At 68.9% G+C, this 22,263-nt stretch carries 26 protein-coding genes and 2 tRNA genes; 5 read left to right on the forward strand and 23 right to left on the reverse strand.

Annotation, left to right across the window (positions count from 1 at the left end; all coding sequences use genetic code 11):
* Positions 1 to 8: 8 nt before the first annotated feature.
* The 20 genes from ftsR to CGZ93_RS18870 form a co-directional block, all read right to left on the reverse strand.
* Positions 9 to 731 carry a transcriptional regulator FtsR gene (gene ftsR / locus CGZ93_RS08335; RefSeq protein WP_094363680.1) on the reverse strand — a complete coding sequence of 241 codons (723 nt, stop codon included), beginning with the start codon at positions 729 to 731 and terminating at the stop codon, positions 9 to 11.
* On the reverse strand, positions 731 to 1,264 hold the full coding sequence (locus CGZ93_RS08340) for an FHA domain-containing protein (RefSeq protein WP_094363681.1): 534 nt from the start codon (positions 1,262 to 1,264) through the stop codon (positions 731 to 733). Before CGZ93_RS08340 ends, ftsR begins: the two co-directional genes overlap by 1 nt.
* A gap of 92 nt (positions 1,265 to 1,356) precedes the next feature.
* Positions 1,357 to 1,743 carry a glycine cleavage system protein GcvH gene (gene gcvH, locus CGZ93_RS08345; RefSeq protein WP_094363682.1) on the reverse strand — a complete coding sequence of 129 codons (387 nt, stop codon included), beginning with the start codon at positions 1,741 to 1,743 and terminating at the stop codon, positions 1,357 to 1,359.
* Positions 1,744 to 1,785: 42 nt separating this feature from the next.
* Positions 1,786 to 2,559: a DUF881 domain-containing protein gene (locus tag CGZ93_RS08350; RefSeq protein WP_229117302.1), complete on the reverse strand. Its 774-nt coding sequence runs from the start codon at positions 2,557 to 2,559 to the stop codon at positions 1,786 to 1,788.
* Positions 2,552 to 2,884: a small basic family protein gene (locus CGZ93_RS08355; RefSeq protein WP_094363683.1), complete on the reverse strand. Its 333-nt coding sequence runs from the start codon at positions 2,882 to 2,884 to the stop codon at positions 2,552 to 2,554. Before CGZ93_RS08355 ends, CGZ93_RS08350 begins: the two co-directional genes overlap by 8 nt.
* Positions 2,881 to 3,720 (reverse strand): DUF881 domain-containing protein, encoded by an 840-nt coding sequence (locus tag CGZ93_RS08360; protein ID WP_094363684.1) that lies wholly within the window; start codon positions 3,718 to 3,720, stop codon positions 2,881 to 2,883. Before CGZ93_RS08360 ends, CGZ93_RS08355 begins: the two co-directional genes overlap by 4 nt.
* 9 nt (positions 3,721 to 3,729) lie before the next feature.
* Complete coding sequence (locus CGZ93_RS08365) at positions 3,730 to 4,815, reverse strand: glycosyltransferase family 4 protein (RefSeq protein ID WP_094363685.1); 1,086 nt, start codon at positions 4,813 to 4,815, stop codon at positions 3,730 to 3,732.
* Positions 4,808 to 5,686, reverse strand: a complete 879-nt coding sequence (locus tag CGZ93_RS08370; RefSeq protein ID WP_176451691.1) for a phosphatidylinositol mannoside acyltransferase — start codon at positions 5,684 to 5,686, stop codon at positions 4,808 to 4,810. Before CGZ93_RS08370 ends, CGZ93_RS08365 begins: the two co-directional genes overlap by 8 nt.
* On the reverse strand, positions 5,683 to 6,315 hold the full coding sequence (gene pgsA / locus CGZ93_RS08375) for a phosphatidylinositol phosphate synthase (protein ID WP_094363947.1): 633 nt from the start codon (positions 6,313 to 6,315) through the stop codon (positions 5,683 to 5,685). The genes CGZ93_RS08370 and pgsA overlap by 4 nt, the downstream gene beginning before the upstream one ends.
* A 5-nt stretch (positions 6,316 to 6,320) precedes the next feature.
* On the reverse strand, positions 6,321 to 6,800 hold the full coding sequence (locus CGZ93_RS08380) for an HIT family protein (protein WP_094363946.1): 480 nt from the start codon (positions 6,798 to 6,800) through the stop codon (positions 6,321 to 6,323).
* Positions 6,801 to 6,937: 137 nt separating this feature from the next.
* On the reverse strand, positions 6,938 to 8,914 hold the full coding sequence (gene thrS, locus CGZ93_RS08385) for a threonine--tRNA ligase (RefSeq protein ID WP_094363687.1): 1,977 nt from the start codon (positions 8,912 to 8,914) through the stop codon (positions 6,938 to 6,940).
* A gap of 83 nt (positions 8,915 to 8,997) precedes the next feature.
* On the reverse strand, positions 8,998 to 9,990 hold the full coding sequence (locus tag CGZ93_RS08390) for an alpha/beta fold hydrolase (RefSeq protein ID WP_176451693.1): 993 nt from the start codon (positions 9,988 to 9,990) through the stop codon (positions 8,998 to 9,000).
* A 367-nt stretch (positions 9,991 to 10,357) separates the two neighbouring features.
* Positions 10,358 to 10,795 (reverse strand): GtrA family protein, encoded by a 438-nt coding sequence (locus CGZ93_RS08395; RefSeq protein ID WP_094363689.1) that lies wholly within the window; start codon positions 10,793 to 10,795, stop codon positions 10,358 to 10,360.
* Complete coding sequence (locus CGZ93_RS08400; RefSeq protein WP_094363690.1) at positions 10,792 to 11,235, reverse strand: GtrA family protein; 444 nt, start codon at positions 11,233 to 11,235, stop codon at positions 10,792 to 10,794. Before CGZ93_RS08400 ends, CGZ93_RS08395 begins: the two co-directional genes overlap by 4 nt.
* Before the next feature lie 67 nt (positions 11,236 to 11,302).
* Positions 11,303 to 11,695, reverse strand: coding sequence for a hypothetical protein (locus tag CGZ93_RS08405; protein ID WP_094363691.1), 393 nt, complete (start codon positions 11,693 to 11,695; stop codon positions 11,303 to 11,305).
* A 360-nt stretch (positions 11,696 to 12,055) separates the two neighbouring features.
* Positions 12,056 to 12,128, reverse strand: a tRNA-Val gene (locus CGZ93_RS08410).
* 27 nt (positions 12,129 to 12,155) lie between these two features.
* Complete coding sequence (locus CGZ93_RS08415) at positions 12,156 to 13,034, reverse strand: oxygenase MpaB family protein (RefSeq protein WP_094363692.1); 879 nt, start codon at positions 13,032 to 13,034, stop codon at positions 12,156 to 12,158.
* A 40-nt stretch (positions 13,035 to 13,074) separates the two neighbouring features.
* Positions 13,075 to 13,935 carry an aminotransferase class IV gene (locus CGZ93_RS08420; protein ID WP_229117305.1) on the reverse strand — a complete coding sequence of 287 codons (861 nt, stop codon included), beginning with the start codon at positions 13,933 to 13,935 and terminating at the stop codon, positions 13,075 to 13,077.
* 97 nt (positions 13,936 to 14,032) lie between these two features.
* Positions 14,033 to 14,518, reverse strand: a complete 486-nt coding sequence (locus CGZ93_RS08425) for a glutathione peroxidase (RefSeq protein ID WP_094363693.1) — start codon at positions 14,516 to 14,518, stop codon at positions 14,033 to 14,035.
* Positions 14,519 to 14,668: 150 nt separating this feature from the next.
* Positions 14,669 to 14,826 (reverse strand) — tRNA-Val (locus CGZ93_RS18870).
* 10 nt (positions 14,827 to 14,836) lie between these two features.
* On the opposite strand from CGZ93_RS18870, the gene CGZ93_RS08430 reads away from it, so the two are divergent.
* The 3 genes from CGZ93_RS08430 (at position 14,837) to CGZ93_RS08445 (ending at position 17,765) form a co-directional block, all read left to right on the forward strand.
* The gene (locus CGZ93_RS08430; protein WP_094363694.1) at positions 14,837 to 15,784 is read left to right on the forward strand and encodes a hypothetical protein; all 948 of its coding nucleotides are present in this window, start codon (positions 14,837 to 14,839) and stop codon (positions 15,782 to 15,784) included.
* Positions 15,785 to 15,951: 167 nt separating this feature from the next.
* Positions 15,952 to 17,271: a hypothetical protein gene (locus CGZ93_RS18370; RefSeq protein ID WP_141211142.1), complete on the forward strand. Its 1,320-nt coding sequence runs from the start codon at positions 15,952 to 15,954 to the stop codon at positions 17,269 to 17,271.
* Between the two features lie 5 nt (positions 17,272 to 17,276).
* A complete protein-coding gene (locus tag CGZ93_RS08445) occupies positions 17,277 to 17,765 on the forward strand; it encodes a DUF1643 domain-containing protein (RefSeq protein WP_094363697.1) in 489 nt (162 codons plus the stop codon).
* Here the strand turns inward: CGZ93_RS08445 and CGZ93_RS08450 are convergent.
* Together CGZ93_RS08450 and CGZ93_RS08455 are read right to left on the reverse strand one after the other, a co-directional pair.
* Positions 17,762 to 18,700, reverse strand: coding sequence for a zeta toxin family protein (locus CGZ93_RS08450; protein WP_094363698.1), 939 nt, complete (start codon positions 18,698 to 18,700; stop codon positions 17,762 to 17,764). The two genes, CGZ93_RS08445 and CGZ93_RS08450, sit on opposite strands and share 4 nt — an antisense overlap.
* Positions 18,697 to 19,344, reverse strand: coding sequence for a hypothetical protein (locus CGZ93_RS08455; RefSeq protein ID WP_094363699.1), 648 nt, complete (start codon positions 19,342 to 19,344; stop codon positions 18,697 to 18,699). The genes CGZ93_RS08450 and CGZ93_RS08455 overlap by 4 nt, the downstream gene beginning before the upstream one ends.
* Before the next feature lie 85 nt (positions 19,345 to 19,429).
* On the opposite strand from CGZ93_RS08455, the gene CGZ93_RS08460 reads away from it, so the two are divergent.
* Positions 19,430 to 19,993 (forward strand): hypothetical protein, encoded by a 564-nt coding sequence (locus tag CGZ93_RS08460; protein ID WP_141211143.1) that lies wholly within the window; start codon positions 19,430 to 19,432, stop codon positions 19,991 to 19,993.
* A 14-nt stretch (positions 19,994 to 20,007) separates the two neighbouring features.
* Here CGZ93_RS08460 and CGZ93_RS08465 read toward each other — a convergent pair whose 3' ends face one another.
* Positions 20,008 to 20,415, reverse strand: a complete 408-nt coding sequence (locus CGZ93_RS08465) for a hypothetical protein (protein WP_094363701.1) — start codon at positions 20,413 to 20,415, stop codon at positions 20,008 to 20,010.
* A 437-nt stretch (positions 20,416 to 20,852) separates the two neighbouring features.
* On the opposite strand from CGZ93_RS08465, the gene CGZ93_RS08470 reads away from it, so the two are divergent.
* Entirely contained in the window at positions 20,853 to 22,190 is a 1,338-nt protein-coding gene (locus CGZ93_RS08470; RefSeq protein ID WP_141211144.1) for a hypothetical protein, read from the forward strand.
* Positions 22,191 to 22,263 lie beyond the last annotated feature (73 nt).

A 22,263-nucleotide genomic window follows, 5' to 3' on the forward strand; every position in this document is an offset into this window, starting at 1 on the left:
CCCGGGCGTCAGCGGTCGGCTGCGATCCGCATCATCGCGGCGTGCACGTGGATCATCAGCTGGGTGACGTCCTTAGCGACGTTGCGTCCCCCGCCGGCCCGGCGCTGATAGGGCGCGACGGCCTGCTCGATGATTCCGAACTCGCGGTTGGCGAAGCTCTTGATCTGGCGCAGGTGCCTGGCGTCGATGCCATATTCGGCGAGCCGGCGCGCGGCGATCGCGATGGTGACCGCGTCCCGGTTGTAATAGGCGGTGCCGCGACGCGGGGCGACCAGCAGCTCCCGTTCGAGCTCGGCCAGTGCGGCTTCGGAGAGTCCGCTGGCCTCCAGGAGTTCACGCCGGGAGAGTCGCAGCGGGCGCGGTTGCTGACCCATCGGCGGTCGGATCGGGGTCTGCGTGGGGCCGGCACCGGGGGTGGGCGCCCCGTTGACCACCTCGGGACCGGCCGAGGGTCGCGGGGACTCGATCCGCGGGGGTGCCATCCCGCGGTCCATCATGTCCAGGTGTTCGCGGATCACCTTGAGCGGCAGGTAGTGGTTCTTCTGCACCGACAGGATGTAGCGCAGCCGCTCGACGTCGTTGTCGGCGTACCGGCGATAGCCCGAGGGGGCGCGCTCCGGTGAGACCAGGCCCTCGGTCTCCAAGAACCTGATCTTCGAGATGGAGATGTCGGGGAACTCGGTCTTGAGGATCGTCAGGACCTGCCCGATGCTGCGCATACTCGAGGCCATCAGTCCGATCCGCGCGCAGGCTTGGCGTGATAGACCATCCGGAACTTGCCGATCTGCACCTCATCGCCCGGCTTCAGCAGCACCTCGCCGTCGATCAGGGTCCGATTCACGTAGGTGCCGTTCAGGCTGCCCACATCGGCGACGGTGGTGCCCTGCCCGGTCCGGGTGAACCGGACGTGGTGCCGGGAGACGGTGATGTCGTCGAGAAACACGTCGGAGTCGGGATGTCGTCCCGCGGTGGCTTCGTCGGAGTCGAGCAGGAATCGTGCCCCGGCCGAGGGGCCGCGCTGCACGATCAGCAGGACGCTGCCCGGGGGCAGGGAGCCGACGGCGGCCTCCTCCTCCGCGGACATCTCCGGCCCGCCGTGCTGGGTCTCCTCGCCGATGACCGGGATGACCTTGGTCGAGTCACCGGTCGACTGCTGCTCCTGCTCGACCCGGATGTGCTCGGTGCGCACCTGCGGCTCCCCGCACTGGCTGCAGTAGTTGCTGCCCTCGGGGTTGTTGTGTCCACATTTGGTGCAGTAAGGCATCGAGTTGGCTCCCGTCTCGGGAGGGTGGAGCCCCTCCACCCTGGTTGAGCAAGTCTAGTCGGCGCGTGCCCGCGGCCGGGGTAGGGGGCGCGTCACTCCCCGACGTGTTCGGCGTACGCGTCCGCGTCCATCAGGTCGGCGTACGCCTCCTCGCCGGCCACCTCGACCTCGAACAGCCAGCCGTCGCCGTAGGGATCGGCGTTGATGGTCTCGGGCGCGTCGACGACGGCCTCGTTGATCCCGGTCACCACGCCGGCGACGGGAGCCATCAGGTCCGAGACGCTCTTGGTGGACTCGAGTTCGCCGACGGAGTCGCCCGCCGCCATCTCCTGACCGACATCGGGGAGCTGGACATAGACGATGTCGCCCAACTGTTCGGCGGCGAACTCGGAGATGCCGACCCGCAGCGTGAGGCCGTTGCCCGGGCGTACCCATTCGTGCTCACTGCTGTACTTCAGGTCCTCGGGATACTCAGCCATGTCGCTCCTTGGGGTTTCGGACGCTCACCCTACGGTCGAGGTCTAGCGTGCGGGCCGAGCGTACTGGTGCGGTTCCGCGCGGTGCAAGGATCTGACCTCGAGCCGGTCGACGGCTTGGATGGTGATCTGTCCGCCGATCTGGGCGGAGGTGATCTCCGAGACCAGCCCCCCGCGGAACCGGGCCGCCTCCTGCAGGGCGTGGGCCTCCCCGATCACCTCCAGCAGGATCGGGCTTCCGACGTCCTGGCCGTCGATCTTCAGCGCACCCGGCGAGCCGGTGATCGAGCTCGATCCGACGACCCGGATCCGGTCGTTGATCTCGATCACCTCCCCGCCGGCGTCGCGCATCTCTTCGATCGCGTCGAGCAGTACGCCGACACTCACCTTGTTCCTGGGGTCGGTGATGGTGATGCGTACGCCCGGGCCCTGGGCCGCCGCGGTGCCGGCGAGCACCTGCAGGGCATCGAGGCGGCGCTGCGCCTGCTCGCGGGCCACCCGCTGGGCGTCGGTACCGGTGGCCAGGTCGCGCTTGGTCTGTTCCAACTGGCTGACCTCGGATTCCAGCCGTCGGGACTCCTGGCTCAGGCCGTCGACCAGTTGGACCAGATCGGCCCGGCGGGCGGTGGAATAGGTGTCGTCGGCCGCGCGGGCGCGGATCTGCATCACCACCGCCATCGCCACCAGGCAGCAGACGAGGGCCACCAGGAACTGGCTGCGGCCGGGTTTGAGCAGCGCGTCCCGGAGCCGGTCCTGCTGCTCGCGCTCGGTTGGCTGCTCCGCTGGCCGGGCGGGCGCCTCCTCCGGTTCCTCAGGCACGGAACACCGCTCTCCGGATCGCGGCCGCGTTGGTGAAGATGCGGATCCCGAGGACCACGACGACGGCGGTGGACAGCTGGGAGCCCACCCCGATCTGATCACCCACCCACACGATCAGGGCGGCGATCAGCACGTTGGAGACGAAGGACACCACGAACACCCGGTCGGTGAAGTTGCCTTCGAGAAAGGCGCGCAGCCCACCGAACATGGCGTCCATCGCGGCCACGATCGCGATCGGCAGATAGGGCTGCAGGAACGCCGGCAGGGTCGGCTCGAGAAAGATCCCGAGCACGATCCCGACGAGGAGTCCGATGAAGGGGATCATGGCAGTCTCCTCGCCTCGCGGATACCGAAACCGGGGTCGCCGGCCAGCTGCAGTTCGCGCGCCTGGCTGACCTCGAAGCGCAACTGGTAGTTCTGCTGCAGCCCGGCCCACTGCCGGCCGCCCTGACTGTCGGCGAAGCGGGCGGGCAGGGAACGCTGGTCGCCGATCGCCTCGATCCGATAGGGACGGCCCAGCGAACGGTAGTCGACGGTGATGGCGTCCCCGGCCGAGCGGATGGCGGTGCGGGCGGTGAGGCGGTGCCCGTTGATCGCCACCGCCTCGGCACCGGCGGCCCACAGCCCGTTGGTCAGCTGCTGCAGGTCACGGTCGAGGACCCGGTTCAGTCGGTCCTCGCGGGCGACCGGCGCGTCGTCGACGATCACCACCACCCCCGGCACCTTCACCGGGGTGTCACCGGTGGCCGGAGCGAGCTCGTCCACCTGGGCCTGCACCTGATGCGCCTGATCGTCGCCGGAGAGCACTCCCCTGCGCAACGTGTCGTTCTCGGTGCGCAGCGCCTGCAGCTGTCCGCGCAACTCGTCCTGTCGCCGCTCGCCGGCGCGGATCTGGTCGATCAACCCCTGCCGCTCAGCGCTCGCCGCGGGCGCCGATCGGGTGGTCTGCACCGCCGCCAGACTGAACAGCACCCCGATCACGGCGGCGGCCACGGCGAAGGCGAGGCGCCGACCGGGCCGGCGGGTCCCGCGCTCGCCCGCGGACCGCTCACGCTCGGCGACGATGGCATAGTCCGGGTCGAGGGGTTGGCGCAGGATCTGGTTGAGCAGGTCCATGCTGGCGTCGGGACGCCGGGGCGTCGGCAGCAGGCGAGGACTCACCGGCCCACCCTAACTCTGCTGCAGATAGTGGGCGAGGAAGCGCGGTCCGACCGCGGACCAGTCATAGCGGGCGGCCGCGGCACGCAGCCGGTCGGCCGGCACGGGCGTCTCCAGGACGGCGCGGAGCCGCTCGGTCAGGGCGGCTGGGTCTCCCGCCGGAAAAGTCTCGGCCAGGCGTACGCCCTCGGCCATCAGCACCTCCAGAAAGCCGGGCAGCGCACTGGCCACGACCTGGGCGCCGGCGCCCATCGCCTCGACCAGCACCAGCCCGAAGCTCTCCCCGCCGGTGTTGGGCGCGACGAAAACGTCGGTACGCCGCAGCAGCGCCAGCTTGTCGGTCTCCGACAGTTTCCCGACCACCCGTACGCCCGGCTGTTCGGCCTCCCGCGGTGCGGTGCCGGGGCCGGCCAGGGTGAGCTCGACCGGGCCCAGCTGCTGGCGGATCAGCGGCAGCGCGGCCAGCAGCACCGACAGTCCCTTGCGCGGTTCGTCGAGGCGGCCGAGGAAGGTCAGCCGCGGTGGCTGCTGGGGTGTGGAGGCCGCCCGGGGCTCGGGCAGTGTGATCCCGTTCGGGATCAGCTCGGGCTGGATCCCCCAGTGCCGCGTCGCGGTGTCGGCAGCGGCTCGGGAGGGTGCGGTCGCTCCGGTGATCCGGCGTCGTAGTCGGCCGGCCGCCCGACCCGCCCCCTGCGCCAGCCGCGCCTGGCCGGTAGCGGGGGTGACCGCGGCGTGGAAGGTCGCGATCACCCGGGTGCCGCGCGGAGCCAACGCCAGCGCCCACAACGCGGCCGATGGGGTGAACGGCTCGTGCAGGTGCAGCACGTCGAACCGGCCACGCCGCAGCCACCGGCGGACCCGCAGTGCGGTCCGCGGACCGGCCGCAATCCGTGCCGTGGACCCGTTCCAGCGCACCGGGATCGTTCCCCCAAGGCTGGTCAGCCCCTCGGCCGGGACGTGACCGGGGGCCAGCAGCTCGACCCGCTCTCCCGCGGCTCGCAGCCAGCCTGCCAGCCCGAGCACCTGCTGCTGCACCCCGCCGGGGACGTCCAGCGAATAGGGGCAGACCAGCCCGATCCGAAGTGGCCGATCAGTCATCGGCGTCGCGCAACGACTGCATCATGTGCCAGTCCTCGGGATGCTCACGCAGCCGGGCGGTGAACCAGTTGGCCACGTCCTGGGTCATCGCGACCAGCCCGTCGCGGCCGGGCCGGTGTGGCACCGGGTCGGACAGGTCGATCACCATGCCACGCTCGGTGTAGTGGCAGACCCCTGCGATCAGGGCGGCCCCACTGGTGCGGGCCACCATGGCGGGTCCGGCGGGCATCCGGATCGCTCGGCCACCCAGCGTCACCGTCACCCCGGCGCCGTCGAACACCCGCTCGCTGAGCAGGCACACCAGCCGCCCGGTGCCGGCGGCGCGGACCAGCTGGCGCAGCGCCGTCGGGTCGTCGTGGGCGAGCACCTGCATCCCCAGGTGGCCGCGGATCCTCGTGTAGGCAGCGAACTCGGCCTCGCCGAGGTGTTCGGCGACGGTGGTCACCGGCATTCCGTTGAGGCACGCCCAGGCGCCGGCGAGGTCCCAGTTTCCGCTGTGTGGCAGCGCGATCACCGCGCCGTGCTCGGCAAACTCGGTGTGCAGCAGCTCTTCGCGGGGGATGTGTACGCGCTGGTTGATCTCGCCGGCGCTCCACCGGCCGAGGGCGAGCACCTCGACGTAATTCCGCACCCAGGAAGCGATCCCGGCCTGCAGCAGCTGTTCATCGGGTTCGCGGCCGAGCAGCTGGCGCAGGTTGTCCCGATAGGTGCGCAGGTGGGTTCCGTCGAGTCGGGTCATCACCCGTCCGGCGACCGCACCGCTGCGGCGTACCAGTCCGGGTGCCAGGTGCGGTGCCACTCGCTCGCCCGCGCGGAACAGTTGCCGGTTGGCCCAGTCGCGCAGCCCGGGCCACCAGGTCGGTGCGGTCACACCCGCACCCGGCGCCAGCGCGAGCCCAGTTCGCTGCCGCTGAGCTGGCGGCGTACCTCGGCGATCCGGCGCACGACCGTGACCAGTCCGCCGATCGCCAGCAGGGTCACCATGACCGGCAGTGCGAACGGTACGCCGAGCCCGGCGGCCAGCGCGCCCAGCAGGGCCAGCGCCACCCGGTCGGCGCGGGTGAGCGGTCCGGCGTCGGCGTGGCAGCCGACGGCCTCGGCGCGCGCCTTCACATAGCTGGTCGCCTGCGCCCACACCAGTGCCACCCCGGCCACGGCGGCCCAGACCAGCTGCCCGGACAGGGCCAGGTGCAGGGCGAGCCCACCGAGCACCGCCGCGTCGGCGAACCGGTCGAGGGTGGCGTCCAGGAAGCTGCCCCAGCGTGAGGGCCGGCCGAGCTCGCGGGCCATGTGCCCGTCGACCATGTCGGTGCAGGAGAGCAGGCCGACGATCAGCGCACCCTGCCACAGCCAACCCAGCGGAAAGCACACCAGGGCGGCGATCACGACTGACAGGGTGCCGAACCAGGTGACGGCGTCCGGGCCGATCCCGGCGCGCAGCAGCCCACGGGCCAGCGGTCGCATCACCACCGCCTGCATCCCGCGGAACCGTTCCAGCACAGCGATCACTCCCCCGCGTTCGCGTCCCAGGCGTCCACCAGCAGCCGGCGGGTGTCCTCGAGCAGCTGCGGCACGGCGCGGGTCTGCCCGACGATCGGCAGGAAGTTCATGTCACCGGTCCAGCGCGGCACCACGTGCTGGTGCAGGTGCGCGGCGATTCCCGCGCCGGCGACCTGCCCCTGGTTCATGCCCAGGTTGAACCCGGCCGGTCCGGAGACCGCGCGGATCACCCGCATCGCCTGACGGGTCAGCACGGCCACCTCGACCGCCTCGGCCGGGGTCAGGTCGGTGTAGTCGGCGACGTGCCGATAGGGGCACACCAGCAGATGGCCCGGCGAGTAGGGGTACAGGTTCATCACCACGTACGCCGCGCCGCTGCGGCGTACCACCAGTCCGTCCTCGTCGCCGCCCCCCGGGGCGCGGCAGAACGGGCACTCCGGTTCGGAGGCGTCCCGCGGCTTGTTCTCACCGCCGATGTAGACCATCCGGTGCGGGGTCCACAACCGCTCGAAGGAGTCCGGCACCCTCGCGAACCCCTCCGGACCCTCCGTTCCCTGAGCCGCCCCCTCCGTTCCCTGAGCCTGTCGAAGGGACTCTTCTTCCGTGCTCACAGGGATCCCGCTCAGACCTGGGCGCGGTCGGCGATGGCGGTGGTGATCTCGGCGATCGCTTCGGCGATCGGCACGCCGTTGTTCTGGCTGCCGTCGCGATAGCGGAAGGAGACCGCACCGGCGTCGCGGTCCTCACCACCCGCGATCAGGGTGAACGGCACCTTCTGCTTGCTGGCGGTACGGATCTTCTTCGGGAAGCGGTCGTCGGAGGTGTCCACCTCGACGCGTACGCCGGCAGCCCGCAGTTGCCTGGCCACGTCGTGCAGATAGTCGTCGAACTCTGCTGCCACAGGGATCGCGACGACCTGGACCGGCGACAACCAGACCGGGAATGCACCGGCGTAGTGCTCCACCAGCACGCCGATGAACCGTTCGATCGAGCCGAACTTGGCGGAGTGGATCATCACCGGGCACTGCTTGGTTCCGTCGGCGGCGGTGTACTCCAGCTCGAACCGCTTCGCCATGTTGAAGTCGTACTGGATGGTCGACATCTGCCAGGTACGTCCGATCGCATCCCGTGCCTGGACGGAGATCTTGGGCCCGTAGTAGGCCGCACCCCCGGGATCGGGCACCAGCTCCAGGCCCGTCTCCTCGGCGCTGGCGCGCAGCACCTCGGTGGCGGTCGCCCACTCCTCCTCGGAGCCGATGAACTTGTCCTTCTTGGAGTCGTCGCGGGTGGACAGCTCCAGATAGAAGTCGTTCATCCCGAAGTCGCGCAGCAGGCCGAGCACGAAGTTCAACAGGTGCTTGATCTCCGCCGGCGCCTGCTCGGGGGTGACGTAGGAGTGCGAGTCGTCCTGGGTGATCGAACGCACCCGGGTCAGGCCCTGCAGCACCCCGGACTTCTCGTTGCGATAGACGGTGCCGAACTCGAAGAACCGCAGCGGCAGCTCACGATAGGACCGGCCGCGGGAGCGGAAGATCTCGTTGTGCATCGGGCAGTTCATCGCCTTCAGCCGGTACTTCTGCCCGTCGTCGTCGATCGGCGGGAACATCCCGTCGGCGTAGTACGGCAGGTGCCCGGAGGTATAGAACAGATCCTCCTTGGCGATGTGCGGGGTGCCGACGTAGAGGAAGCCTTCCTCGATGTGGCGGCGGCGTACGTAGTCCTCCATCTCCCGCTTGATCACACCCCCCTTGGGGTGGAACACCGGCAGGCCGGGGCCGATGTTCTCGGGGAACGAATAGAGATCCAGTTCCACGCCCAGCTTGCGGTGGTCGCGCCGGGCCGCCTCCTCCAGCCGATGCTGGTAGGCCTGCAGGTCCTCCTTGGAGGCCCAGGCGGTGCCATAGAGGCGCTGCAGCTGTGGGTTCGCCTGGTCACCACGCCAGTACGCCGCAGCGGTGCGCATCAGCGCGAACGCGGCCTGGTTGATGTAGCCGGTGTGCGGCACGTGCGGGCCGCGGCAGAGATCTCCCCAGGCGGTCTCGCCGTCGCGGCGTACGTTGTCGTAGATGGTCAGCTCGCCGGCGCCGACCTCGACCGAGGAGCCGTCCTCGTCGGACGCGTTCCCCTTCAGCTGCACCAGTTCGAGCTTGAACGGCTCGTCGGCCAGCTCGGTCACCGCGTCGGCGTCGGACACCACCCGGCGGACGAACCGCTGGCGCTCCTTGATGATGCCGACCATCTTCTTCTGGATGCTCTTCAGGTGCTCGGGGGTGAGCGGCTCCTCGAGCAGGAAGTCGTAGTAGAACCCGTCGGTGATCGGCGGTCCGATGCCCAGCTTCGCCTCGGCGTACAGGTCCTGCACCGCCTGGGCTGCGACGTGGGCGCAGGAGTGCCGCAGGATCGCCAGCCCTTCGTCGCTGTTCACCAGCACCGGTTCGACCTCGTTGCCGGCGGTGAGCTCGTGGGCCAGGTCGCGGGTGGTTCCGTTCACCTTCATCGCGACGACGTTGCGGTCGTCGCCGAACAGGTCCAGCCCGGTCGTGCCAGTCTCCACCTGTCGCTGGTGCTCGGAGCCGACGAGGTCGATGGTGATGGACACGTTTCCCTTCCTGCCCCCACCCGGTGCGGGGCGCGGCGTCCATTCTGCCAGCCCGGTCGGGGGTGGGCGACCGCGTTCTGGGCTCAGCGACCCAGCGCGGCGAGGAACGCCTCGGTGTGCCGGACGATCTCCTCGCTGCGGGTCTCGTGCAGGTAGTGCGGGCCGGGCACGCGCTGCACCTGCTGCAGCGCGGGGTTGGAGATCGGCTCGGTGTGCCAGGCCACCCAGCGGTCCCAGTAGCCGCGGCCGTTCTCGGCGAGGATGGCCAGATAGGCCAGGTCACGCGGATAGGGCTGGCCGGCGTGCTGGCGTACGTTCGGTCCGACCAGCCTGGACTGGTTGTGCACGGTCGCATTCCCGTTGTTCCACACCAGCGCCTCGAGGGCGAGCTGGCGGTCGGCCGGGGTGTAGCCGTCGTCCTCCTGCTCGCCGACCAGCAGATCACCGGTGAACTCGGCCGGCTCGCGCCAGCGGTCGAGCCGGTTGCCACCGAACGCGGTGCGGATCGGCACCTTGATCGGGACGGGTGATCCGCGGAACGCGTTGTTGGGCGGGGTCGGGTCGATCCCGACGATGGCTGCCACCTCGTCGGGATGGGTGTGCGCCCAGTCGAGGGCATGGATCCCCCACAGCGAGTGCGGCATCAGCACATAGGGCGGGGGGAGGTCGAGTTGGGCCAGGGCGCGGCGGACGTCGGACACCTCGTTGGCGCTGGTCCGTTCGGTGCGGGCGGCATCGGAAAGTCCATAGCCGGGTGGTTCGAGGACGACCACCCGGGCGTGGCCGGCGAGCTGGCGGGCCAGCGGGGCGAAGTCGCTGATCGGCGACACCGTGCCGAGGCCGGGCAGCAGCACGATGGTGCGCTCCCCCTGGCCCTGGACGTGGGCGGCGATGCCTACACCGTCGACGCGGGTGGTGCGCAGTTCGGGGCCGAGTCGGTTGATGGCGTTGTGCTTCTCGTACGCCGTCAGCACGGCATTCGCGCCGAGCAGGAGAAGTGGCACAACCAGCAGGACCACCACAAATGTGACGAGCACACGCAGGACGCGGCCTCGGGTGCTGGAGTGGGTGGGCATCGGCTCCATTGTGGCAACCGCGACCCGGCCAGCGCTCATCTTGACCATCGCAGCCATGGCGGGCTGTTCGATCCCTCGGTGGTGTCTCCTCGACGCCCAGCACCGCTCCGCGACCTCCCAAGAGCGCGCCTGCCCCACCCCCACCGCGACCGGCGCGGCCCCCACTCCGGGGCAGGCCGGCATGCCCGCGGGCACCAAGCTCGTCGGACGCTTCACCAACCGGCTGGGACGGAACAACGCCTATGCCGTGATCCCGAAGGGTCTGTCCGATGCCTCAGGTGGGGGCGATCCTGTTGACCGCCGGGAAGATGTACCGCCTCTATCGCGGCACCGACATGTCCGGTGAGGGTCTGGCGAAGTGGCCGGCCTAGGCCGAGGCCCCGGCCCTGGTCAGCCACAGCTTCATCAGCACGAACCGGATGGCGCCACCGGCGGCGGTTCCCGCGATCAGCATCGGCACCTGGTAGGCGACACCGAGTCCGTCCACGGCGTTGGTGAGCACGGTGCTCAACCCCAGTCCGATCAGGGTGGTGCCGAAGGCGACCAGCGAGTCGACGGCGGCGCCGCCGGCCCGGCGTACGCCGTAGGTCACCCGCCGGTGCGCCAGGTTGGTCAGCACGGTCGAGACGCTGAACGCGGCGACGGTGGCGAGCGTGGTGCTGAGCACCAGCTGGGCGACGGCGAACAGGCCGACATAGAGCGCGGTGCCGGCGGTACCGACCGCCACGAACCGCAGGGCCGCCGTCAGGTCGGCCTGGTCGGCGAGGGTGCTGCGGAGGCTGGTGGCGATCGGCTGGCTGCTCATGCCCCAGACTCTGTTGCCCCCGGCAGTGGATGCAGTGTGTCCTTGCTGTGCGTTGCCTGTGAGGGTGCCGTACGGGTCAGCCAGAGTCGCATCAGCACGAACCGCAGCGTCCCGGCCGCCCCGGTGCCGGCGCCGATCAGCAGCACCTGCAGGCCAGGTGTCGCCGCGGCTCCGGCCACCAGCAGCTGGGTCAGGCCGAGCCCGAGCAGGCTGGTGCCAAAGAACACGATGGCGTCGGCGCCCCGGCCTTCGCGGCGGCGTACGCCGAAGGTTAACCGGCGGTGCACGGCGTTGGTGGCCAGCGTGGAGACCAGCCAGGACAGGCAGAGTGCCAGCGGGGTTGGAAGCCATCGGCTGGCGCCCTGGAAGAGCACGGCGTACGCCCCGGTGCCGCCCGTCCCGACCAGGACGAACCGGACCGCCTGCCCCGGGAGTCGCATGCCTTCAGCGTCGACGCGCTGACCGGCGCGACGGCCAACTCGACGTGAACGCCTCGTGACGGTCGGGTCAGGACCAGGTGATGCGGTCACCGAAGTCGGCGGGCGCGTAGGTCAGGGCGAGCCACATCAGGTCGGGGTTTCCGTGGCGTACGCCCATCCAGCCCTCGTGGCACTGGCCGAGCGCCAGCCGGGTCTCGGTGTATTCCGGCACCCAGCCGCGATCAAAGGGCAGGCTCGAGATGGACGCGCCGCGAGGCTGTCCACCACCTTCGCCGTCGCGGAAGGTCACCGACCACGGGTTGTTGCTGACCCGGGTCTTTCCGTCGCTACCGGCCCCAGGATGCGCGGCGCGATAGCAGACCCGCACCTTCCAGCCGATCGAGACGCCATCCTTGCCGTGCTCCTGGCGCAGGGCGGTCACATCGAAGTAGCGCAGCCGTGCGGTCTGTCCGTAGCGCAACGACTGTGTGCGGGGACCGGTGGGGCGATCGCCGCCGCTGTCATTGGGCGCTCTCGTCACGTCCACCGGTGTCTGCGGCGCGGCCACCGGCGTGGGTTCAGCAGCTGGAGGGGTCGAAGTCGGGCTCGGCGTGGGCACTGGACTCGTCGGCTGGCTCTGCGAGACGGATGTCGTCGGAGCAGGCTGCTGGGTCACCGGCCCCGGCCCCTGGCCAACCGGCACCACCAGCGCACATCCGCCCAGCAAGAAGACTCCACCCATGGAGAGCATTGCGATGCGCACGGGATCATCATCTCACTGCAACTGGCCCTGGACGCGAAAAACCGGCCCTGACAGAACGTCAAGGCCGGCCTACGTGAGTGGGCGGTACTGGACTCGAACCAGCGACCTCTTCGGTGTGAACGAAACGCGCTACCAACTGCGCCAACCGCCCGTGCGAGGAATGACTATAGCCGACGGTTCACGCCTTTGTCGCATTCTGACGGCGCGCGGCCCGGTCCGGCTCGTCGGTGAGCCCGGCCAGACCCCAGCGCACGGTGCCGGTGCCGATCCGACCGGACAGCGTGGCCAGTCCCACCCGGTCTGCCAGACCGAGCTCGCGGCGCGCCCAGTCCGGCAGCAACGCGACCCCGCCGTTGGCGAGCAGGGCATATCCGGGACGGGCAACGGCCGGCAGGGGCGGCTCGTGCAGCAGGAACGCGGCCGCGTCACAGGCGGCGTCGGTCACCTCGAGTTCCGGACGGTACTCATGCAGCACATCGAGCAGACCCGCCCAGCTGTCCGGCAGCTCGTCAGCCCCCAACCGCACAGCCAACGTGCCGGCCTGGCACACGTAGGTGTCCTTCTCGCTCTCGCTCAACGAACCTCGGCCATAGCGTTCGTGGGCCCGCAGGAAGGCGTACGCCTCGGCCACCGCGACCCAGCGCAGCAGGTGCGGATCGTCGGCCCGGTATGCCCGGCCCCGTTCGTCGCGACCGCGCACCCGGGCGTGCACCCGGCGTACGGTGTCGATCGACTGCTCGGCGGTTTCGATGGTGCCGAAGGTCGTGGCGGCGATGTAGTCGCTGGTGCGCTGCAGCCGGCCCCACGGATCCGAGCGGTAGCCGCTGTGGCCGGCGACCCCCGCCATGGCCAACGGGTGCAGGGATTGCAGCAGCAGGGCGGCGATGCCGCCGGGATACATGGATGCGTCGTCGTGCACCCGCCAGATCGGGTCGTTGGGGCCGAACCACCGCGGTCCGGGTGTCCCCCAGATATCCTGGGCCCGGGCGGCCGCCTCGGGTCCGGCGACGCGGGCGCGGAGGACCGCGCCGAGCCGGCGCTGCAGCAGGTTGGCCATGGCCCGAGCGTAGTCGCCCGGGCACAACGACCCGATGGAATCAGTGGGGGTCGATCTCGGCGGCCATCCGCTCGGCAAAGACCTCCTGCAGGCGCTGCGTCACCGGTCCGGGCGCCTCCCAGGTCGCCTCGTCCCAACGCGCCACCCCCTGCACGTCGCGCGAGGACGAGGTCAGGAACACCTCGTCGGCCCGCTGCGCCTCGGCCAGGGTGAAGTCGCGTTCCACCATGGTGAGACCGGCCTCGCTCCCCCACTGCAGGGCGAGCACGCGGGTGATGCCCGCCAGCGGTGCGGCGCTCAGCGGCGGGGTGACCACCTCGTTCCCGAACACGCAGAAGATGTTGCTTCCCGTGCCCTCACACAGATTCCCGGCGCTGTTGACGAAGATGCCCTCGGTCGCCTCGCGCTCTGCGGCGTACGCCAGGGCGCGCACGTTCTCGCCATAGGAGGTCGACTTCACTCCCGCCAGTGCCCCGTCCAGGTTGCGCGTCCACGGCGTGGTGACGATGGCGGTGGTCGGCGGCAACTGGTGCGCGACGCGCAGGGCCACGACCAGCGTCGTCGGCCCGTACGCCGCACCGGAGCCGAGCGGTCCGCGGCCACCGGTGTAGGTGATCCGGAACAGCCCCAGCGGGTGCTCGAACCCCTCCAGCACGGCGTCCATCCCCTCGCGCACCTGGGCCAGATCGGGTTCGGGCAGCCCCATCGACTTGGCCGAGCGCTGCAGCCGGGCCAGGTGCAGGGTGGGGGTGAACGCCTTCCCGTCGATCGCCTTGAACGCCTCGAACACGCCGTCACCGACGACGATGCCGTGGTCCACAGCCGACACCCGCGCCTCGCTCGGGTCGGCGTACAGCGTTCCATCAACCCAGACCCGCAGGTCCTCCGCATGCTCAGCCATGACCCCCAGTCTGCCACCGGGTGATCCCGCACTCCTAGGGTGCCGCAGGGGAACGTGGGACGTGATGGCGCGCCAGGGCGTCGGGGTGTGACCGGGGTCAGGACGCGGCGAGCGCCTTGGCCACGTGCTTCTCGAGGTCCTCCGGCTCGGCGGTCGGCGGGAAGCGGTCGATCACCTTGCCATCACGCCCGATCAGGAACTTGGTGAAGTTCCACTTGATCGCCTCGAGCAGCAGCCCACCCTTGCTGTCCTTCAGCCACTTCCACAGCGGGTGGGCGTCCTTGCCGTTGACGTCCACCTTGGCGAACATCGGGAAGCTGACCCCGTAGTTGCGCTGGCAGAACTCGGAGATGTCGTCGGCGCTGCCGGGCTCCTGACTGGCGAACTGGTTGCACGGGAAGCCGAGGATCACCAGCCCCTCGTCCTTGTGCGCCTGCCACAGCTTCTCGAGGCCTTCGTATTGCGGGGTGAAGCCGCACTTGCTGGCGGTGTTCACCACCAGGACGACCTTCCCGGCGTACGCCGACAGGTCCTGCTGCTCGCCGGAAAGGGTGTCCGCGCTGAAATCGCTGAGAGAGGTCATGGGCCCATCCTGCCCGAGCGGTGCTGAAGTCCTCTCTGAGGGCAGATCAACGGCCGGAGCTTCTAGTTTCCAGGGAGCCGAAAGCTTGGCTCGGCCACCTCGAGCCGCTCCATCCAAGCCGAGAACTGAGCTCCGACAAGAGCACGAGAATGGTGGGCGGTACCAGATTTGAACTGATGACCTCTTCCGTGTCAGGGAAGCGCAACCGGTCCATTCTCGTCTTTGGTCATGTACGAAATCCCTGTGACTAAGGGTTTCACTCAACCGTCGCACCTTTCCGGACCTCTACAACTGCACCCAAACTGCACCCAGCCCCAGGTGCCCGGCGACCGCCTGGAAGCCTTGCGCTGCCGCGCCATCAAACACGGCTTGCCGCATCACACGGCAGACGAGCTCGGCCCCGAAACGATCACGCATCTTGTCGACGAACGCGATCATCTCGACGAGGGGCGGCCGAGCCAGTCCGCCAAGCGGCGCCTACAGCACTTCCAGCATCCCGACCTGCAGTGCACCACGGTGATCCTGTCTGGGGGACGCGACCTCGGCTGGGGCGACATGGCGACGATGACGTGGGAGCAGTTCCGGGCGCACTCCAAGCGCCCCAGCACGGCGAGGCAGACAGCCGGTCCGGTCACCTACCCGGTCCATGGGCAGTCCCGTGAGTTCTCGGTGGCTGAACTCCACGCGCGGGGTGCTGATGTGATCCTCAACGACACCCTGCCGGACAAACTGGTGGTCCAACTGGCTGTCGAGGCAGGGATTGTCGATCCGTTGATCGTGCGCATCGAGGCGCGACGCACGGTCGAGGCCGCGCAGAAGCGTCTCCCTCAGGCTCGGACCTGTGAGCAGGCCATCGGTGTCCAGTTGCGGAGCAATGCCCAGCATCTGCTCGATGATGTGTCGGTCTGCGAACTCACATTGTTGCAGTACGCCTACCATGGACGTCTGCTGGATTCGCTCCCGCCCGACAGGGTTGATGCCCCGCTGTGGCAGCAGGCCCAGACCTACGTTCGCGCACACCAGCCGGATGCCAAAGCGCACCGCGCCCGCCACGAACTGGCGTCGTGGTGCGCGCAGGTCTCTTCCATGCCGTGGCGCACGATGGCCTTGCAGGCGGCCGACAAGAGCCCGCTGGGTCTGCTCCACAGCCGCAACCAACTGCTGCGCCCTGCCGCACACAAGTTGCACAGCGAGGTGCTGGTCGAGTACCTGAACGCTATCCACGCCCACCGGTCGGCCGCAGCCGAGGTCGAGATCGCCGCCTGAACGGCACGGCACACCGCACACATGGCGGGGAACGCCGCCCAGACATCCGCACCCCACCATTCCAGAACCGGATCGGGCCGCCACCCGCTGGCCGATCGCCGCACAGGAAGAGAAGACTGATGCTCTACGCACGGCGCACCCGCACCGAAAATGCCGAGTCGATCACCGTGGTGCTCGACAACGGCGACACCCTGGTTGCCGGACCCAGTCACCCCAACTTCGGCGCCATCGTCACCGCCACCGCCGATGCGCAGATCGGCGACGAACAGCTCCTCGACCTGTTCCAGGCGGGCGCCACCGCCACCCGTGAACTGCGCCGACTCTCCGAGCGGGTCAGTCTGCGCAATGGTGACACGATCCTTTTCGACGGCACCCCCATCGACAAGGTCATCACCCGTCACATCGTGAACATGTTCCAGGCCAGCGATCCGCACTGGAGTCATCTGGTGGCCTTCCTGGAGAATCTGGCACAGAACCCCGGCGAGAAGTCCCGGAGGCACCTGTACCACTTCATCGACGCACACGGCCTGACCATCACCCCCGCCGGCATGTTCGTTGCCTACAAGGGGGTGCAGGTGGATGGGACGTCGGTCCACTCCGGGCCGGGCACGGTGGACGGGGTGCAGATGTTCGGGCACCTGCCCAACCAGATCGGTTCGGTGTTGGAGATTGACCGGGCCTACGTGGACGACAACCGTCAGGTGGGCTGTTCCAGGGGCCTGCACGTCGCGGCACCTTCGCCTACGCCAACCGGTTCGGCAGCCGCCTGCTCACCGTCACCGTCAACCCCCGCGACGTGGTGTCGGTGCCGTCCGATGCCCACGACCAGAAGGTCCGGGTGTGCCGGTACCGGGTCCAGGAGATCGCCCCGCTGGCCGCGTACGCCACCCTTTCGATCAGCTTCGACGACGACACCAACGACGAGGACGAGTTCGAGGATGCCGAGGACGACGTGTACGGCGACTCCGGCAGCCTGGCCGCCGGTAGCTGGCGCACCTATCCCCGTTCGGGAAAATGATCACATGGCAGCCCCGGTGAACTACACGACCACGGTCGAGGTGCACAAGACAGTCGGCGAGGTGCAGGCACTGCTCGCCGACCACGGCGCCGATCGGGTTGGCATCGAATACCGCGACAGCCAGCCGGTCGGGGTCTCCTTCACGCTGCGGCTCCCCGCCGGCACTCGCGCGTTCATGCTGCCGGTTGATGTGGAGGCGATGCATCGTTTGCTGCAGAGCAAGGATTCCAGCGGCGAACTCAGGTCCGGCACGAAGGCGAACCGGGCCAGCCGTGAGCAGGCCGCCCGGGTCTCCTGGCGGGTTGTCAAAGACTGGCTGCCGGCCCAGCTCACCCTGGTCGACTCCACCATGGTCACCGTCGAGCAGGTCTTTCTGCCGTACCTGCAACTCGATGACGGCCGCACCCTGTTCGAGGTCTACTCCACCTCCGAACTCGCGCTCGAGCCTGGACCGGACGGGCCAGGGTGAACACCATGCTGCGCACCGCGGTACTGTCCGCCGATCTCCGCTACCGCTACCGGCTGGAACGAACCTGGGGCGAGCAGCGCCCGCCAGCACTGTTCGTGATGTTGAACCCATCCACGGCCGACGCCGCCGTGGATGATCCGACGATCCGGCGCTGTTGCGGTTTCGCAAAGGCCTGGGGTCACGGCGGCCTGGTGGTCGTCAACCTGTTCGCTTTCCGCGCCACCGATCCCCGCGATCTGTTCACCGCCGATGATCCGGTCGGCCCCGACAACGACCGCCATCTGATCGAGGCCGCGTCAGTAGCGGAGGTGGTGGTGGCCGCGTGGGGCGCCCAGGCGCCAGCGTGGCGGGTCGAACAGGTGCTGCCGCAGCTGGGTGAACGAGTGGTGGCCCTGGCGCTCACCAAGGCCGGCCACCCGCGGCATCCGCTGTACCTGCCAGCATCGTCCCAGCCTGCGCCCTGGCCAGCAGCGAAGACTCGATCCCGACCCTAGGCCGCCTCGCAGTCGGGGTGCGTACCCGCTGCGATCATGTTCTTTTCGGTGAGAAGCTGTCCGCAACCGGTGCACGCTGCACCCAGGGGTGGCGTGGTGCAGCCATCCACATGCCAGGGGTGCACTTCCCCGTCAGCATCGAGCACGGCCCGATGCTCGGCGCCGGCACCACGGCTGATCATCTCCACCGTGGCAGGTATTCCGGCGGTTTCGATGGCGAGCAGCTGCAGTTGTCGTGCGTTGGGGGCGCACGCCGACGCCCCGGTGGCGGTGTAGAGCCTGGAGATCGCCACATCCGGCATGAAGCGCCCGCCCGCAGTATTTGCCGGGTCGGATCGCCCCTTCCACCATCGCTGTCGGGCCTGTTCGATGGCCACGTGCTCGGGCACTTCAACATCGATCACGCGAAGCGCGATGTAGTCGTGTTCGGCCAGCTCGTTGGCGTACCGCTCGGGTAGAGGCGGCCACGACAGCGTGCCTTCCATCACGAAGTTCTCCCCCGCCTTCAAGCACTCGTCCCGCACCCGATCGGCTGCACGGGCAGAGAATGAGTGAACCCATCCCGCCACCTCGCCCGGCTTCACCGGCCGCCCATCGGGCAGCGTGAAACTGGCCAGCATGCCCAGGAGGTCCTCGTCGCTCAGTCTGCGCAACACCAGGGTCTTGATCTCGTCTGCATCGATCCGCCGGTATCCCTGGACCTCGGCGAGCGCGGTGGACTTGCCCGCGCCGGGCGGGCCGGCGGTGATGATGGCTGCGCGGCGGTCCAGTTCCCCGGCCTGGGTGGTGCTGCGGTACTGCGCTGCCAACGCCACGAGAAGTGGGCGGTGGTCCAGAAACGATTTAACAGCCTCCGGGACCGCGTTCAGGGCACCGCCGGTGGAGTGCAACCTGGTGAGTTCGGAGTGGACCTGGTCACGGAGCGCGAGGTTCATCCGGCCGTGGACGGCGGTTCGACAGCGGCGCAGATGCGTTCGAACTCGCTGGTGCTCAGATATCCCATGAGTGCCGCGGTCTCGATCTGGTCCCACGTGCCGGGAGTTGTGCCCTCAAACGGATAGGGCGCCACCGCACCGAACGTGTACGGGTATTTGGCCAGGTTGCGGACGAGCTCGTCGCGGTCGCTGCCCGTCACCGTTGCGCGCAGAATGATCTCTTCGGGCGTCTCAATGCTGGACTTGGTGGGGATTTTCAACATCCGGTGGACTGCCGGTTGGTTGGTGCCAAGTGCATCAGCGATTTCCCGCTGTGAGTGCCCATGCTCGTCGAGGCGGTGCGCCATCTTCCGTTCCAGGATCCGGCGCAGTCGGTCGGTGGCGCGAAGCATCGTGGCGGCCTGACGCACCTGAGCGATGCCGTCCTGCCTGCCGAGCCGGGCGAACGGCCCGGCCTGATCTCGCGAGGTCCTCTGTGACGGGCCGGTCGCGGCGCGTGGGGTCACACCCGCAGCCTTCTTGGCCACCTGCGCGACCGTCTTCTTGGTCGCATTGGCGCGAGCGCTCTTCCGGGCGGCTTTCTTTGTCGCGGTGCGCCTCCTGGTGGGCGCCTTCGTGGTGCCGTTGCCTCGGTTCTGCGGCATAGCTCCTCCCTCCTGTCCCTGATTCAGATTGTATCAGCGACAGGAGCCCCACGCCGGACCCACGCGACCCGCCTAGCCGCCAATGATGGAGCCGCGGCGGCCTTCGCGTACGCGCTCTTCGATCATCTTCTCCACCAGCTGGGGCGCCCTCCCTGATGCCACCTGGTCACGTCGCCCGTCCGGGGCGTGGACGCTGGTGTGGACCCCGGACCACCAGCCGCCTGGCCAGGTCGGCGACCGGGTCGCGGACCGGATGATGGTGGCCTCATGGCGGGAATGGTTTCCCGGCGACCGCCTGCTGCACCCCAGCTTCCTGTCGATGTCGGTGATCGCGCCGTCCGGCCCGCCCGATCAGTTGTGGCAGCGGGTCGAGCTGCTGGGCGCCAACCAGATCGAGTTCACCCCGTGGCATCCGCAGCGGTTGTTGGCAGTGCCGGACAACACCGACCGGCTGGCCGGGGTCCCGCGGTGGTTCCGTGACCCGGACGGCGGCATCCCCATCTGGCCGCTGCTGCTGGCCCACGCCGGCCAGGCCCGCATCCCCGTCCCGCCGCCGAAACGTGGCCGGGTGTTGAAAGACCATCCACTGGGCGCCCCGCAAGGGGTGGCGGGACCGATCGGGCCACCGCCCCGGCTGCTCGGGCTATGAGGAGATCAGCGCCCTCAGTCTGCAACTATTCCAAGCGACACCAGCAGTGTCGCGGAGCAAATCCCTACCAAGAACAGGGCTGCAGTGGGATCTGTGTGTGGCAGAACCCCGGCCTGCGCCAACACGACGAGCAGCAACGCCAACCCGACAAGTACAACGAGGGCGAGCAGGAGAGTCCCGATGACGCCCAGGACATAGCCGGCACGCAACATCCCGCCAGAATTGTAGGCTTGGGTGCGCCGAGCCTCATTGATCGCGGAACGCCCGAGTCGCCACGCGAAGGGGGCCAGAATCGGCAGCGCGATGATGCCCAGGATTCCGAACACCAGAACAAGCACGCTGCGAGGATGCTCGGGGCGGGCGCGAGCCGCCGACTCCTGTGGAGGGAGCGTACCCACCGCACGCCTTTCGCCATCGATCATGCGCCACATCGTAGTGTGCGCTTGATCGGTTGTGCGATAGGCGCAGCCACGATTTCTGGACGGCGATACGCAGGCACCTCGCTCCCTGACTGGGGACTATTGGTCCGGGGAACGGACGGAGGAGGAACGCTCCAACTCCGCCGGGTCTCGCGGAGCGACCTCTTTTCGCGGATCGGAAGCACGCCAGCCGCGCCCGTGGAACAATGCTGTCTGCCGGACCCGTCCAGCGTCGCCAGGGTCCGGAATCCAAGGGTCAGAAGCAGGCGCCATGATGAGCTGCTGCCGGGCTGTTGCGGGCGCCGTGTTGGTGCTCGTGTTGGCAGCCTGCACTCCGCAGAGTCCCCCGGCCACGGGGCCCGCAGCCCACACCAACCTCCACCTTTGCCGGCGGGCCCACCGTCGCCGCGCCTGCCGGGGCTGCTCCGGCGGGTGTCAACGTGACCGTGTCGCCGTTGCCCGAGGCCGAGCCGCCAGAACCAGCGCTCACGGCAGCCGCCCCAGCCTTCGACATTTCCCTGGGCGACGGTTCCCAACCTCGACAACCGGTACGGATCAGGCAGAAACTGCAACGCACCTCTGGCGAACATCTGGTGTTCGTGACGCGCGATTCGTCCACCGGAAAGTGGTCGACGCTCCCCGTCCAGCGCGATGGGGACTTCGCGAGCGTCGAGATGGGGCACTTCAGCCGCGGCATGTTCGCCTGGGTCGACGACGCAATGCAGCAGTTCGTCGAGCAGGTCCAGAAGTTTCTGCGTCTTCGCTACGCCCCGCCCTCGTGCCATACAAAGACCGCAACCTTGAACGGTGTCGTCGTGTCGGCCCACTCTTCCGCCAACACCCTGTACGCCTGCGTCGAGGCCGTCGACGGCAACCGGCTTCGGCTGAGCGTGTACAGCAACTCCCCGTTCACCTGGGACGTGTTTCCCAAGCTCGGTGCCGCCGGTGAACAACCTCGACCAGCCATCGACGGGGTCGCGATTGCGGGCACCGCACTGTTCGGACTGGGCAGCAACCACAACTACACCCAGCAGACACTGCAGTTCCCCGGCAGTTCCACCTCGGTGATCGGATCCCCCGGCAGTACCTCTTTCGGCGCTGTGGCGGCCGCCAACCCCACGTACACCATTGCGTATGTTGCCTTGGCGGCGGTCGAGGCGTTTCTGGTCCTGGCGAAGGTGAACATCGCGGCGCTCGAATGGAAGAACGTCGCCGAGTGCGCCTCCGACGTGGTCACCACTGCCAACGCCGGCGACCCGGGCCCGATCGTGGCGACCATCGTGCGATGTGCGGGCGATCGGATCGGAGGCTTCGGCGGCGCGGCGCTGGCAGCGCTGGCGTCACTCCCATCACTGCTGGGCGCCGCAATCCTCGGCGCGATCGCTGGTGGGACCGGGAACGACAAGGTGGCCCTGTCGGTTGACCCCGTACAGCGGCCGACGCCGACGCCCACCCCAATTCGGACTCCGCCGCCGAGCCCATCACCTTGCTCGGCGCCGTTCGATGTGGTGAAGGGCGGCATCGGCAACCCTCAGGTCGTCCACAGGTCCACTCGATGCTCGAAGACGGATCCGAGCTGGGCGAGAGTCGAGCTGAGCAGCAGCGCGCAGGCTACAGGTCGCGTCAGCAGCGACGGCATCGCCTATCTGCATCGCGTGAACGGGACCTGGACCTACGTTGGTGGGGGGTTTCACGGCGGCAGCTTCTGCCTGGTGTTGAAAGACCCGGCGCTTCCTTCGGATTTCCGTTCGGAGTTGGCTGAGGTCTGCCCCAGTTGAGGCTTGGCGGGTTTCGCTCCTGTGCCCAGCAAACCAGCAACCAGCAGGACTCTGGCGCCCCGCGGCGTGTGGT

The organism is Enemella dayhoffiae, assembly GCF_002250625.1.
GTDB classification, from domain to species: Bacteria; Actinomycetota; Actinomycetes; order Propionibacteriales; family Propionibacteriaceae; genus Enemella; species Enemella dayhoffiae.